General features: G+C 41.2%; 9 protein-coding genes. 5 read left to right on the forward strand and 4 right to left on the reverse strand.

Features of this window, described 5'->3' with window-relative positions; genetic code table 11:
- Nucleotides 1-461 precede the first annotated feature (461 nt).
- Nucleotides 462-4172 (forward strand): PAS domain S-box protein, encoded by a 3711-nt coding sequence (locus tag PL9214_RS24270; RefSeq protein ID WP_072722323.1) that lies wholly within the window; start codon nucleotides 462-464, stop codon nucleotides 4170-4172.
- A gap of 125 nt (nucleotides 4173-4297) precedes the next feature.
- Here PL9214_RS24270 and PL9214_RS24275 read toward each other — a convergent pair whose 3' ends face one another.
- Nucleotides 4298-5386, reverse strand: a complete 1089-nt coding sequence (locus PL9214_RS24275; protein WP_072721686.1) for an extracellular solute-binding protein — start codon at nucleotides 5384-5386, stop codon at nucleotides 4298-4300.
- Between the two features lie 30 nt (nucleotides 5387-5416).
- Nucleotides 5417-5956, reverse strand: a complete 540-nt coding sequence (locus tag PL9214_RS24280; RefSeq protein WP_072721687.1) for a phycobiliprotein lyase — start codon at nucleotides 5954-5956, stop codon at nucleotides 5417-5419.
- A 1018-nt stretch (nucleotides 5957-6974) separates the two neighbouring features.
- Here PL9214_RS24280 and PL9214_RS24285 point away from each other — a divergent pair.
- Nucleotides 6975-7358 carry a hypothetical protein gene (locus tag PL9214_RS24285; RefSeq protein ID WP_072721689.1) on the forward strand — a complete coding sequence of 128 codons (384 nt, stop codon included), beginning with the start codon at nucleotides 6975-6977 and terminating at the stop codon, nucleotides 7356-7358.
- 193 nt (nucleotides 7359-7551) lie between these two features.
- Here the strand turns inward: PL9214_RS24285 and carB are convergent, their stop codons facing one another.
- On the reverse strand, nucleotides 7552-10785 hold the full coding sequence (gene carB / locus PL9214_RS24290; RefSeq protein WP_072721692.1) for a carbamoyl-phosphate synthase large subunit: 3234 nt from the start codon (nucleotides 10783-10785) through the stop codon (nucleotides 7552-7554).
- Between the two features lie 603 nt (nucleotides 10786-11388).
- Here carB and PL9214_RS24295 point away from each other — a divergent pair.
- Together PL9214_RS24295 and PL9214_RS24300 are read left to right on the forward strand one after the other, a co-directional pair.
- Nucleotides 11389-11676, forward strand: a complete 288-nt coding sequence (locus PL9214_RS24295; RefSeq protein WP_072721694.1) for a hypothetical protein — start codon at nucleotides 11389-11391, stop codon at nucleotides 11674-11676.
- Nucleotides 11677-11803: 127 nt separating this feature from the next.
- Entirely contained in the window at nucleotides 11804-12730 is a 927-nt protein-coding gene (locus PL9214_RS24300; protein WP_072721696.1) for an ROK family protein, read from the forward strand.
- 281 nt (nucleotides 12731-13011) lie between these two features.
- Here the strand turns inward: PL9214_RS24300 and PL9214_RS24305 are convergent, their stop codons facing one another.
- Nucleotides 13012-13485: a hypothetical protein gene (locus PL9214_RS24305; protein WP_072721698.1), complete on the reverse strand. Its 474-nt coding sequence runs from the start codon at nucleotides 13483-13485 to the stop codon at nucleotides 13012-13014.
- A 295-nt stretch (nucleotides 13486-13780) separates the two neighbouring features.
- Between PL9214_RS24305 and PL9214_RS24310 the strand changes: the two genes are divergently transcribed.
- The gene (locus PL9214_RS24310) at nucleotides 13781-15313 is read left to right on the forward strand and encodes a SagB/ThcOx family dehydrogenase (protein ID WP_072721700.1); all 1533 of its coding nucleotides are present in this window, start codon (nucleotides 13781-13783) and stop codon (nucleotides 15311-15313) included.
- The last annotated feature ends 48 nt before the right edge of the window (nucleotides 15314-15361 follow it).

Here is a 15361-nt window from a genome sequence, read left to right on the forward strand (position 1 = left end):
TTTTTTAACTTTTTTGGACAAAATAGACATCAAGTTAGACCGAAAAAATGGTGCAAAATCCTTAATTTTTCGGAAAAATTAAATCAGAGTTGAATTCTAAAGACTTGAGACTCAGTTCCGCGAAGGGCTTAAACCTTTGTTAAGATTAAGGTAAATAAATGTAGAGACGCGCCAATAGCCTTACGGCATGGCTTCGCCCAGGCGCGTCTGTACTGTGAGATCAGGACGTTTGGACAAACAATGTCATACAGCTAAGGCGAGTCAAAAAAATGTCAGTTGACTGTTGACTGTTAACGGTTGACCATTGACTGTTAAATCGTCAATCATCAACCGTGAGTAGGGGTTTGAGAATCAAGCTCTTACTGTAAAGTCTCATCAGAGCGTCGCATACCCGCTTCCTGATAGATAGCCATTCCCCTGTATGGTGATTATCAATGAATGCAAGATTTTTAGGTCAAACCATGTTTAGCCCAGAGGGCAATACTCTTTCTCAGGTCATCCACACGGTTTCTGAAATTCCCTTTGATGATTTGACTCACTTAGCGTCTTATCTGGCTCAGGCGCCCATTGCTTTAATTACATTTCGCGATACCACCCATCAGTGGTTGAAATCTCAAGTGGGTTTAACCGGAACAATACACCCGTATTTAAACTTCTGTGAGTTTATCATGGAATTGCACACTCCACCGGAATCGAGGATGGAGGATAGGGTCGAACCGGAGAATTCAGTTCGGTTTGTAGAGACCTGTCAGAGCTTCAGGCAACCTCCGAAACTGATTATTATTCCTGATACTTGGAAGGATAAACGTTTGGCAACCCAACCCTTAGCCACAGGGGAGCAACCCATTCGATTTTATCTCGGTATTCCTTTAATGACGACGGATCACGTCATGTTAGGAATGATTTCTATTATGGATTATCATCCCCGTGAATTGTCCTGTGATACCCTCGACGCTTTACAATCCCTGAGTCATCAAATTATTAGCCAAATCAATTTACATCGTCAACTGATTCAAACAAAAACCAAATTTAATCAACTCGAACATATTATTAATGAACGTAAGCAAGTTTGGGAAGTTGTTCGTCAAGAACGGGACTTTGTTTGTGCCGTTCTCGATACCGTCAGTGCCTTAGTGATTGTCCTTGATCCCGATGGTAAAATTATTCGCTTTAATCGCACCTGTGAAGAATTAACCGGATATTTAGCGGTGGAAGTCGAGGGAAAAACCTTAGATGAATTAGGATTAACCGTATTTCCCGTTACCAACCCTAGCAACTTAGCGTCAGAATCAATCATGATTGAGTTTGACGAACATCCCAAACCTCGGAAAACTCAACCCTCTTTTCCACAAGTTGAGTCCTATTCCGACTCCACCCTGGGGGAAACCGAATGGATTCGACCCGATGGCCAACGCCATTGGATTGCCTGGTCACATACAGCTTTGCTACAACCCAATGGTTCAATCAGCCATCTGATTATCACCGGGATTGATATCACCGAACGCAAACAGTCCCAAGAACGTCTGGGACTTTTAGAGCGGGCGATTACAGCCAGTCCCAGTGGAATTGTGATTAGTGATTTTACTCAACCGGATTGTCCGATTATTTACTGTAATCCCGCCTTTGAACGGTTAACGGGCTATGCTCAGGAAGAAGTGTTAGGACGCAATTGTCGATTCCTCCAAGGTGAGGATACTGATCCCACCGAACTAGCCCGCATTCGTCATGCCATTACCCATCAACAGGATTGTATTGTTACCCTGAAAAATTACCGCAAAGATGGTCGGTACTTTTGGAATGAACTCTCGATTTCTCCCGTGCGTGACCGAGAAGGACGTTTAACCCATTTTATTGGTATACAAACGGATATTACTCACCGCAAACAATCGGAAGATGCCTTACGAGAAAGTGAAGCTCGTTATCGGCTTTTAGCGGATCATGCTACGGATTTAATTTCCCGACATAGCCCTGATGGGATTTATTTATATGCTTCTCCAGCCAGTCGGCAACTCTTAGGATATGAACCTGAAGAATTGATCGGACAATCGTTATATGAGTTGATTCACCCGGCCGATTTAGACGTTGTGAATCAAAAATGTCTGCTCCTGCAAAATAGCTCAGATATTTACACGATTAGTTATCGAATTCGATGTCGAAATGGAAACTATATTTGGTTTGAAAGTACCTGTCATGGGTTACAAAATCAGGATTCAGAAACTATTGATGAAATGATTGCCGTTTCCCGCAATATTACCGAACGAAAACAAGCGGAAACCATCTTATTAGAGCGCTCACGACTTTCTCAATTAGAAGCAGAAGTGGGAACCGCCCTCGGACATGGGGGGTCAATTGCCGGGATTTTGGGCCGTTGTACAGATGCGATCACCCAATACCCCAAAATCTCAGGGGTAGGAATTTGGACATTGAATCTTCAAAGTAATTTGTTAGATTTGCAAGCGAGTGCGGGGTTAACGGTTTATGAAGGCCATCTAACCGAAACCGATGTTTTAAGCCATAACTTTCCCTATCCTCTCCCCGAAACAAGACACCAAACCCTTAATTTTCCTTTGGTGGTGGAAGGTCGTTTAGTGGGGTTGATGGGGATTTGTAGTGATGAAATTCTCAATGAGGAAGCACAAGGGGTATTGGGATGGGTGGCGAATGCCTTAGCCGTAGGCATTGATCGGGTGAAGGCGCGGGAAGAACTGCAAAGTCGCCGGGAAGGGTTACTGTTTCGATTAGCCAGTCAAATTCGGGATTCTTTAGATATTGATACGATTTTAGGAACGGCGGTGAATGAAATTCGAGCGTTGTTGCAAGTGGATCAATGCCATTTTCTCTGGTATTTGCCCATGCAGCCGAATCAACAACCGAGTTTTACCGTCACCCACGAAGCCCAAAATCCTAATTTATCCAATGGGTTGCAGGATTATCCCCCGGCTCAAATTCCCCTATTAGCGGAAAGAATTCGCATCGCAACGACAATTCAAATTGATAATATCGAAACAACAACAGTGTTGGATGAATCAACCCGTCAGTTTTTCCAGCAGGCGGGAATTTTTTCCTTGTTGCTATTACCGTTAGAAACACGCTCCGGTCAACGGGGGGCGGTGGTTTGCAATCATTATCAAGTGTTTCGACCTTGGCGGGAAAGTGAGGTGGAGCTTTTACGGGCGGTGGTGGATCAGTTAGCGATCGCCATTGACCAAGCTGAATTATACGCCCAAACCCGTGCTGCTGCCTTAGCCGCCCAAACTCAAGCGTTTCATCTGAGTGAAGCGTTACAGGATTTGAAACAAAAGGAAGCCCAGTTAATTCAAAGTGAAAAAATGTCGAGTTTAGGGCAAATGGTGGCGGGAGTTGCCCATGAAATTAATAATCCGGTTAATTTTATTTATGGGAATCTCACTTATGCTAAAGAATATACTCAAGATATTTTAGAATTATTGGAATTGTATCAAGATATTTATCCCAATCCCACTCCAGAAATTCAAGAAAAATCCCAAGAAATTGAATTAGAGTTTTTAGTTGAAGATTTACCGAAAATTCTATCTTCAATGGAAATGGGGGCGGATCGGATTCGTCAAATTGTCGTGTCTTTGAGAAATTTCTCTCGATTAGATGAAGCCGAAATGAAGCCTGTTAATATTCATGATGGGATTGATAGCACCCTTTTAATTTTACAAAATCGCTTAAAACCTAAAGGAGCTTTTCAGGGGATTGAGTTAATTAAAGATTATGGCAAATTACCGAGGGTAGAGTGTTATGCCGGACAGTTAAATCAGGTTTTTATGAATATTTTGAGTAATGCTATTGATGCCTTAGACAATCAACCTGAACCTCGAATTATTAAAATTAGTACGGATATGATTCATCCAAATTTAAGCGAGAAAAAATGTAAATTCCCGCCTTTAGATCAAGTGAGAATTATTATTCGAGATAATGGCCCTGGTATTGAAGATAAAGTTAAAAATCGACTGTTTGATCCGTTTTTTACCACAAAACCTGTCGGAAAAGGAACGGGTTTAGGGTTATCTATTAGTTATAAAATTGTTGTCGATCAGCATCGAGGAGATATTCACTGTTATCGAGATCAAGACAATTTTACCGTGTTTGAAATTTCTATTCCTATTTCTCAAAAAGAACAACCTTCAGAATTAGTTTTTGAATAACTAGGGAATAGGGAATAGGGAATAGGGAACAGGGAACAGGGAACAGGGAATAGGGAATAGGGAATGATTCAAGATTTAGTAGAGACGTGCCATGGCGCGTCTCTACAGATATAATGGGTAGAGATCTAGGTTCCCAGTCTGATTTTTTCCCATAATTGTTGATACTGTTTAATAGAATTTTGGGAAAGGGGCTGGAGGAAATCACTTTTTTCCAAAATAGAAGATTGAGGAAATAAGAGCGGATTTTCTCTTAATGATTGGGGTAACTCTTCCGGGTTCATCCCTAAAATAATAGGAGATGTTGTTCCGGTTAATAATGACAGTTGAGCCGCCACTTGAGGCGACCAACAAAAATCAATCCATTGATCTCCTAAAGTCGCCGGAGGAGAGGCTTGAACCTTTGCAGGTTTCACCCATAAATCTAACCATAAAGCAGTACCCGATTTGGGAACAACGGCGGCTAATCCATTTTGATATTGTACTTCTGGAGAAATATCCGTAGACCAACCAACGGCTAACCAAGTATCTCCTAAAATTAACGGTTTTAGATAACTATTAGAGTCATAAAGTCTAACATTTTGATGTAGTTGACGGAGTTCGGATTCTAAGTTTTTGACTTTGCTTAAATCAGCAGTATTATAGGAATAACCTAATTTTTTTAACGTTAAACCAATGACTTCCCGTGCTTGATTCGGTAAGGAAATCCGATGACGGAGTTCCTGACGCCATAAATCACTCCAGTCTTGAGGTGTCCATCCTAAAGACTTAAACTTATCAACCCGATAAATAATAACGGTACTCCCTGAACGATAAGGCGCCGCCCAAATTTCTCCTTTAGAATCAAATTTACCTGCGGAATTCCGTCGCACAATATTTTGCCAACGGGGGGGAAGTTGTGACCATTGCGACCATAATTTAGGATCAAGGGGTTGAATGAGTTGTTGTTGAATGGCAGAATTTAACCAGAAATCTCCAATCATGACCAAATCAGCTTGAGGCGATGACTGAGTGGAAGATGAAGATTTCGATTTTTGTAAGACTCTAAATAAATCGTTGAGTTGGGGTTGGGGAACAAAATCAACCCCTTTTTGCCCAGATTGTTGCCGAAACTTGCTCACCATTTGCACAGGAACAGAGCGTTTGAGAACTTCAACCCTGAGTGCCGTAGCTTCTTTACATCCGGCTACGACACTACTCAAGGTTAAGGTGCTCATTCCTTGTAGAAAAAACCTTCGCTTCACAGATTACTCAATCCGTTTTTCTAAATATTGGCCAATCATAGTTTGTTCCCCAGCGCGTGAAATAATCGTTTGTCGGGTACGGTATCGCTGACCAACCAGTTTAAGTTCTTCTTCAAATACAGAACCATTGTACTCGGTTCGGAGGCATAATGTATTGGCATCGAGCATATAATATTGGGCAACAACGGGTTTTGAGGTCATAAAGGCTTGATCTCGATAAAGTAGGGTTTGGGAGACTCCAAACACCGTTGACCCCTCAGCCATTTTTTTCCCTGAAACGGAATTAGAACTTTTCCAGTTGATCTTTGACCCGCAGGTAATAATAGTCGGATCATCTAATTGGTGTAATTGAGCAATATTAATCAGTTCAGGGCTACCTTGTTCTAAAAACTCTACGGTAATCTCGCTGGCGACTTCTTGAGTCTCCCCCTCTGGAAGGGTGTAGTAACGCCGTTCTGAATACCACTTCCCAATACTGCGTTGGAAATAGTCCGCCACTTGGGAGGCGATATCAGAAGGGTTTTGTTGGATCAGGGCTTTCATTCTGGCTGCTCCTAAACACGAGATTAACGGATGAATTCCCTCACAGGAGAGGCAAAAGTCAAAAGTTTGTTACAATTCTTAATATAATCACAACAACCTTAAACTCGCAATTATTTTCTGCTGATAGGCTGGAAAAATCTACACAAAGTAGAATCAGTCAGTTTGTAACATCTACCTGAAGGTAGAATTAGGTTAGGAATACACTAACTGTCTCTATTTTTCAAGACCTCTGTGATAAAAAATCAACGTTTCATGACAAAATTTGGAAATTTAATGAGTTTGGGCAGTTTTAGAAAAGCAGGACAACAGCACTATTTTTGAGAAATGAAGCTTTTTGTCCCAGAGGTAGGGAATTTTAAGTTAAGTGTTGAATGGGAGTTCTCTGGAAATACTGATCAACAATATTAATAAAATTTATATGAATTGATTTGAAGAACGTTTGATCCGACGGAAATCTATACAAGATTGAACAAACTATTTTTCGAGGATCTTTTTTGGATTTTGGCGGATTAAAATTTTGGAGTTAATTATGAAAACAATAATTAAACTGTTTTTATCTATTATTTATAATTGTTAATTTTTAAGCTTTATCCTATTTAATTAGTAGCTCTAAATTTTAAAAGAAAATTAGCAATTGAGTTAAGTTTCCCTAAATCTTATCCCTACTCCTAACCCAGAAAGCTTGAACACAACGAAACAAGCTCATAACCCTGACAAGCAACAAGTATAAATATCCATCCGATTCAATTTCTCAGAGGAGTAAGGGAACAATACAGAACAAAGGTTAACAAAAATAACTCCGGTACTTCCTACGATAAAAAAGAATAGACCCACCCGCCGAAGATGTGGAGTTTTAGGATCGATCATCAGCAGGAAAATGTGACTTTCTTTCAGTATGCAAAGATGCGTAACAGAAGACTTCAGCAAAAGGTTAAATAATTTAGTAAATAATGGGATATTGTCTTTTTGCTGTCTAGGATTAACTTAAGAGATTTTTGAGTTAAACAGGAGTATTTTTATGGATGGGCTAACCAAACAAGTTGTCGCGTTGACGAATAAAGTAGATGCGTTATACGAAATGATTAAGCAGCTTACTGATCAAGTCTCTGAGCATTTATCCCAGGAAGAATCTACCGAAACCACCTCAGCAGTTCCTAACCTTCTGGAGTATGGTTTTTCAGCTTCCTCCTCAAATTCCTCAGAGACAAGGCAAAGTTCATCCGTACAGGAACACAAAGATGTCCTTATGGATGACGACTATATAGAAAGCAATTACTACAGTCGGGAACCCACCCTGACCGCAGATATTCAAATTCAGCGCCTCACTGCACAGCTAACGGCCGCTTATAACCGAATTGCAGCGTTAGAAGAACAATTATTATCGAAAAGAATCCATTTTTAGGGAAACCTGCGGCAGACAAGGCGTTTTGGCTGTTGGTCAACGGTCAACACTTCGGCAAGACTTCGGCGTGAGACTTCGACGTGAGCGAGCGTCGAACGCAGTAGTTGAGCAGTTCGACAAACTCACTGTAATACCTGTCGAAACTCAGTGCAAAGCCGTCTAGGGTCAACCGTCAACACCCAACACTATATTATTAGAGATAATAATCTTGAAGAGCTTTCACCTCAATCGGAGTAGACTTCAAGGAACGAATGGCAGCCACCGTTGCTTTAGCCCCGGCAATTGTTGTGATAATGGGGATTTTGTACGCTAAAGCCGAACGACGGATCAAAATTCCATCGCTGCGGGACTCTTCCCCAGACGGGGTAATAATTGCCAACTGCACCGCCTGATTTTTAATCGCATCCAAAATATTCGGTCGTCCTTCGTGCAGTTTCAATTCCATATCGACTTTTACGCCATTTTCCCAGAGCACTTTGCGAGTGTTAATGGTAGCACTGACTTTAAACCCTAACGCCAAGAAATCCTCAACCACGGGTACAATTGCCTGTTTATCCCGATCATTCATTGAGATAAACACTGTTCCTGATAAAGGTAACACTTGTCCGGCGGCGAGTTCTGCCTTCGCAAAAGCTTTGCCGAAGTCGGTATCAATACCCATCACTTCCCCGGTAGACCGCATTTCCGGCCCTAGTAGCACATCGGTTCCCGGGAATTTAGCAAAGGGTAACACCGCTTCTTTTACAGAAACGTAGGTGGGGAGTTTTTCTTCAGTTAAGCCTAATTCCGTTAAGGATTTACCCGACATCACCCGTGATGCAATTTTGGCTAAGGGAACGCCAATGGCTTTAGAAACAAAGGGAACCGTTCGAGACGCACGGGGATTCGCTTCTAAAATATAGACTTTTTCCCCTTGGACGGCAAATTGAATATTCATCAACCCCACCACATTTAACGCTTTGGCGAGTTCAATGGTTTGGCGACGAATGGTGGCGAGGGCGGTTTCTGATAAGGTTTGGAACGGAATTGAACAAGCCGAGTCCCCAGAGTGAATTCCGGCTTGTTCAATATGTTCCATAATGCCACCGATGACGACATTTCCGCTTTGATCCGCGATCGCATCGACATCCACTTCAATAGCATTTTGTAAGAACTGATCGACTAAAATTGGGTGATCCGGTTCTACTTGCACCGCAAACAGCATATATCGTTCTAATTCTTCATCAGAATAAACGATTTCCATCGCCCGTCCTCCTAAGACATAAGACGGACGCACGACCACGGGATATCCGATGCGTTGTGCCACTTTTAACGCTTCTTTGAAACTGCGAGCCATGCCATTTTCGGCTTGTAAAATATTCAATTCCCGCAGAATTTTTTCAAACCGTTCTCGGTCTTCAGCAATATCAATGGAGTCAGGAGAGGTTCCCCAAATCTTCGTTTTTAGGGGCAGTTTTTCTAACGCTCGTTGCAGGGGTAACGCTAATTTCAAAGGCGTTTGACCGCCGAATTGAATAATAATTCCTTCCGGTTCTTCCGCTTCAATAATATTCAGAACATCTTCTTTGGTTAGGGGTTCAAAATATAAGCGATCGCTGGTATCATAATCCGTTGAAACCGTTTCTGGGTTAGAGTTAACCATGATGGTTTCATAGCCTTCTGCGCGTAACGAATAGGAGGCATGACAACAACAATAATCAAACTCAATCCCCTGTCCAATGCGGTTGGGGCCACCGCCTAAAATCATCACCTTGGGTTTAGTTGAGGGTAAAATTTCGTCTTCTTCCCAATAGGTTGAATAATAATAAGGGGTCATGGATTCAAATTCTGCCGCACAGGTATCGACCATTTTATAAACAGGTTTAATCCCTAATTCTTGGCGATAGGTGCGGACTTCATCTTCAGTGGTTTTTGTAGCAAAGGCAATTTGGCGATCGCTAAATCCTTTACGTTTTACCGCTAACAGTTGATCTGCGTTTAACTGTTTTAAGGTTGTGCGTTTGAGAAATTTTTCCGTTTCTAATAATTCCTGCATTTTATCTAAGAACCAAGGATCAATTCCCGTGAGTTCATAGATTTCTTCAACCGTCATTCCCAAGATCATCGCGTTACGAACGGTTAAAATCCGTTCTGGGTTAGGGGTGCGTAAACCGGAACGAATATGATCCAGACTAGAGAGTTTTTCTGAGCGATCGCAACCCCAACCTGCTAACCCCGTTTCTAAAGATCGTAAAGCTTTTTGGAAGGATTCACAGAAAGTTCCACCAATTGCCATTGCTTCCCCAACGGACTTCATTTGTGTGGTTAAAACAGGCTCAGAACCGGGGAATTTTTCAAAGGCAAATCGGGGAATTTTTGTCACCACATAATCAATAGTCGGTTCAAAGGAAGCCGGGGTTTTCTTGGTAATATCGTTCTTAATTTCATCTAAGGTATATCCCACCGATAATTTCGCTGCAAATTTAGCGATGGGGAACCCAGTGGCTTTTGAAGCTAAGGCGGAAGACCGACTGACACGGGGATTCATCTCAATCACAATTACATCTCCCGTCATGGGATTAACCGCAAATTGAATATTAGAACCTCCGGTTTCTACCCCAATTTCTCGGATAATTTTAATCGACGCATCCCGCAGTCGTTGATATTCTTTATCGGTTAAGGTTTGGGCGGGAGCAACGGTAATTGAATCCCCCGTATGGATACCCATGGGATCGAGGTTTTCAATCGAACAAATAATCACCACATTATCAGCGAGATCCCGCATCACTTCTAATTCGTATTCTTTCCAACCGATGAGGGATTGTTCGATTAAAATTTGAGACACCGGAGACGCATCTAAACCGGATTGAGAAATTTCTTCAAATTCCTCTTGGTTATAGGCAATCCCGCCTCCGGTTCCTCCCATGGTAAAGGCGGGACGAATAATTAATGGATAAGTTCCAATTTGACGCCCTACATCTCGCGCTTCATTCATGGTATTGGCAATTCCCGAAGGGCAACAAGCGACGCCAATTCGTTCCATTGCTTCTTTGAATAGTTGCCGATCTTCGGCTTTTTCAATGGCTTCTAATTTAGCACCAATTAGTTCGACTCCATATTTTTCTAAGATGCCATTTTTTGATAAGGCAACGGCTAAATTAAGGGCGGTTTGACCTCCCATTGTAGGCAATAAAGCATCAGGACGTTCTTTTTCAATCACCTTGGCGACGACTTCAGGCACCAGAGGTTCAATATAGGTGCGTTCGGCTGTTTCTGGGTCAGTCATAATTGTTGCGGGGTTAGAGTTGACTAACACCACCTCATAACCTTCTTCCCGCAGGGCTTTACACGCTTGAGTTCCTGAATAGTCAAACTCACAGGCTTGTCCAATTACAATCGGCCCAGACCCTAAAAGCAAAATTTTCTGTATGTCGGTACGTTTCGGCATTATGAATTCCAGTATATGAGTTGTGGAACAGGCATCTTGCCTGTGCGTGATTGAGTATATAGCTTACTCGTAAATCTGTTGAACATTTTAAGGGTATCGGTTTAGATTCGTGTGAACTGTTTGATTAAACCTTGACAGATTTCTTAAAAAGCGCAAGCCCACCGCATGACGGCATGGGAGTGTCAAAAAAGTACGGAGTTAGACAGATTAAAGGGATTCACACAGATTAGATTCGGTGAATATCAACTCCCTCATCGCTGTAATCTATAAGAATCTATTCTAAAAATCATTTAATTCTGTTGTTTTTTTAGAAAAATTTTCAATTTTTGAGGTTGCTTAAAAGTTGGGGCTGTGTTAAGATATTGATAGTTAATATAATGGGATATTAGCAAAAATTTTAAAAATGCAAGCATCCCATTATATTATAAATAGTTTCCCATGAATCCCCGGTTTTGTCAACGGCATAACCCCTCTTTTTTTGTCAATTTTTGTAAAGATTGTGTCCATCATTGGAGTAGACTTTATCGCCAATTAATGAGACACTAATCATCAACGGTTGACGTCTTATTAGGTTAACCAACCCGTTTTTAGCCGCGAGTCATTATGCCCAGAACGCCTGATGAATATGTCGTACACCTCATGATTGAGGGGGGTCATCGAGAAGAAATCAAGTTTTCCACAATGCAAGAGTTTCAAGTGTGGTACAACAAAGTTTTACTGCCCAAGTTTGATAGTAGTGAATTTGTCAATGTTCCGATTAAACACCGGGCAGAAGATACCACGTCTAAAGAATATATGGTTGTTCGTCCCAGTGCCATTAAAGCCATTCGGGTCGAACCTGTTTTCAATTCTAGTATTGACCGCCGCATGGTTGATGAACCCGATATTTAAGTAGTAAGCCCTTCAGGGCTTCTTAACTCTTTCGTTCTTTTGGATCAAGCCCTAAAGGGCTTACTAAAAACTACTTCTTAACTCTTTCGTTCTTTTGGATCAAGCCCTAAAGGGCTTACTAAAAATAGTGAATAGCGAACAGTCAGTACAAGTTATTGGAATTGATTTAGGGGGGACAGCGATTAAATTGGGACGTTTCGCCGCCGATGGGACTTGTTATGAATCCTTAACCGTTCCCACACCCCAACTCGCGACACCAGAAGCCGTTTTAGCAACATTGGTTGAGGCTATAGCACAAATTAGAGAAAATGTCAATAGTATTCGGGCGATTGGTTTAGGAACACCGGGCCCTGTGGATGGGACGGGAAAAATTGCCAAAGTGGCGATTAATTTAGCGGGATGGCGGGATGTTCCGTTAGGTTTGAGGTTAGAAGAAAAAACGGGTTTACCTGTAATTTTAGCCAATGATGCCAACTGTGCGGGGTTAGGAGAAGCGTGGTTAGGGGCGGGGCGACGGTTTCAAAATTTAATTTTATTAACATTAGGAACAGGTGTGGGTGGGGCGATTATTTTAAATGGGGAATTATTCGTCGGACATCAAGGAGCGGCGGGGGAGTTAGGATTAATTAGTATTAATTTTGATGGCCCGGTTTGTAATAGTGGAAATCGAGGTTCTTTAGAACAATATACTTCTGTACAAGCCATTCGTCGAGATACGGGATTAGAACCCGCAGAATTAGCAGAAAAAGCTTTAGCTGGGGATGAAAATGCGATCGCTTATTGGCAACAATACGGCAAATTATTAGGAATAGGATTAGCGAGTTTAATTTATGTCTTAACCCCACAAGCCGTTATTTTAGGCGGGGGAATTAGTGCGGGGGCAGATTTATTTTTACCTTCTTTAAAAGCGGAATTAGAACAACGGGTTTTATTGATTTGTAGAGAGGGGTTAGAAATATTAATTGCGGAATTAGGAAATCAGGCGGGAATGATAGGGGCAGCAAAATTAGCCTTTCAGAAGTTTGTTAAGCTTGAGAATCAAATTGATTCATAACAAAAGGTGGCAAGGGTTTCTACTTTTTCAAATACCTGTATTGAGTCATCTATAATATAACAAAAATTGTAGGGGCGAGGCGCGCCCATCAGTGTCAACAATCGCGCCAAAAGCCTTGAAATAAATTTCAGGCTAAAAGCTCAAACCCGTTAAAACGGGTTAAGAAAGACCAGTCTTGAGTCATCTTTAGATGCCGATCGCTTTTAGCCCGAACTTGAGTTCAGGGCATTAATCATTTAAGTTGACACCAATGGGGCGCGCCTCGCCCCTACAAAATTACACTATGGAATTAATCGCCATTCAATAAACATCTTAGTAATTACCCATAACCCCTGTTCAGGACGAATTTCACAGCGAATAGGCGTAGAATCATAATTTGTCAGGGGAATTCCTAAAAACGATGTCTTTGATTGAGTATCAATAATTGCAGAAACTACATCGTTACGATTTTCGATAATACTATAAACATTAATCGATAAGCAAGGAGATAATAAAGGTAAACTATCAAAAACTCGTTTTAGGCTACTAAGGTATTCTTGCTTAGTAGAAACTCCATTTAAATCTCCTTGGTAATGATCTGAGATAGTAAAACTGAGTTTGATAAGATTTTTTGTATCATAAGCCTCTTTAAATCGCTTAAATAGCATGAGCGCATTATCTGGAAGATGGGGTGGATTAGTTTGTTTTTCATGCCACATCCGAATCCAGTTATAACCTTGAATTGCGGTTGGAATTAAACCAATAGGATCTATCATTTGAAATCTTTTACTCCCCTTAGCTTAAGCTCACTTCAATTATATCATCTTGTTTTTGCTGGAAAATAGACTAGCACAGCGATTTTTTTGATCACTGCAACTCTATTATCCAAAATGTAATGAAAAAGTTACAAATTAAACGCGATAATCAGAATTGGCGTTGGGTGTCAGGTATTGGGGATGAGACACCTGAATATTCCCCTCATGTAAAAACCCACTTTAGGAAATAGGAAGAAACGGAAAAGAAAAGTCTACACTAAGAAAAAGCGTTATTGTTCTGCATCGGGTTAATCTTATGTCAGAATCTCAAAAATCCATTGCCCAACACTACCATGAACGCACGAAATATGACCCAGAAACCCTCGCCTTAAAAAGCCAAACCTTGGACTGGGAAAAACAGCCCATTCCCTTTAAAGAGTATAAAATCGGTAAAGTCTTTGACCTCAAACCTTACTTGAAGAGTGTGGAGGAAGCCACCTCTAGTGACCCTAAAACCCGACTTTGGCAACGTTTATCCCATTTACTGCTGCATAGTTATGGTTTAACAGCAAAACTCCCGACCATGGGGGGTGTCCATTATCTTAGGGCTGCTCCCTCGGCGGGTGGGTTATATCCAGCCGAAATTTATTTAATTTCTAGGGGAACTGCAATTTTAGCTCCGGGTTTATATCATTATCAACCTCAAACCCATGCTTTAGTTCAATTTTGGGAAGATCAAGTTTGGCACGATTTACGCGACGCTTGTTTTTGGCATCCTGTATTAGAAAATACCCATTTAGCCCTGGTAACAACGGCGGTTTTTTATCGTTCTTTCTGGCGTTATCAAGATCGGGCTTATCGGCGGATTTGTTTAGATACGGGTCATTTATTAGGCAATCTTGAATTAATGGCAGCGATGAATGATTATCGACCCCATTTAATTGGAGGATTTGCGGATGATACTTTGAACCAATTGTTATATTTAGATACTGAAGTAGAAGGAGCAACCGCAGTTTTAGCATTGGCAAATCTCCTGGAAATTGACGAAAATTTACCCCGTTTAAGAACAGCTTTACCGTCGGAAACTCAAACAGATTACCCTAATCTTACCGATGGAGAACTATTAGCTTATTTGCATCAAGCGACTAAATTAAAAACGGATTCTTCTGGAAGTCAAGGTTGGAAACTGCTTGAGATAGATGGAATTTTAGAAGATAAATATAATTTTCCATTTTGTACCAAGGTAGCAACGGTAACGAGTTCTATTGATTGGGGGAAAAATTTATCCGGCTTAGAAAAAATAATGGTAAAACGACGATCTACACGGGCTTATAATGGATCGGAATTGATGTTAAATGAACTCTTAGCCCTTTTAGATTTTACCTATCAACCTCACCATTATATTCATCAAGGGTTAGATGGTTCTCCCGATTATTTTGATCTCAGTTTAATTGAAACATTTATTGCCGTTTCTGGAGTTAATGGTTTGGAGGATGGATGTTATTATTATGCTCCTAAAGCCCAAGAGTTAAGGCAAATTCGGTTTAAAAATTTTCGTCGGGAGTTGTACTATTTGTGTTTACAACAAGATTTGGGACGAGATGCAGCAGCCGTTTTATTTCATACGGCGGATTTGAAAAAAGCGATCGCGAACTACGGAGATCGAGTGTATCGTTATTTACATTTAGATGCAGGTCATCTGGGACAACGTTTAAACTTGGCTGCCATTTATTTACGTTTGGGTGTCAGTGGAATTGGTGGATTTTTCGATGATCAAGTTAATGAAGTTCTCGGTATTCCTACGGATGAAGCTGTGCTTTATATTACAACATTAGGAAGACCCAGGTAGATGGAAGAGGGGTGTTAACGGTTGAGTGTTAGCTCCCCCCATCTCCTC

It is taken from the genome of Planktothrix tepida PCC 9214, assembly GCF_900009145.1.
Lineage (GTDB): Bacteria > Cyanobacteriota > Cyanobacteriia > Cyanobacteriales > Microcoleaceae > Planktothrix > Planktothrix tepida.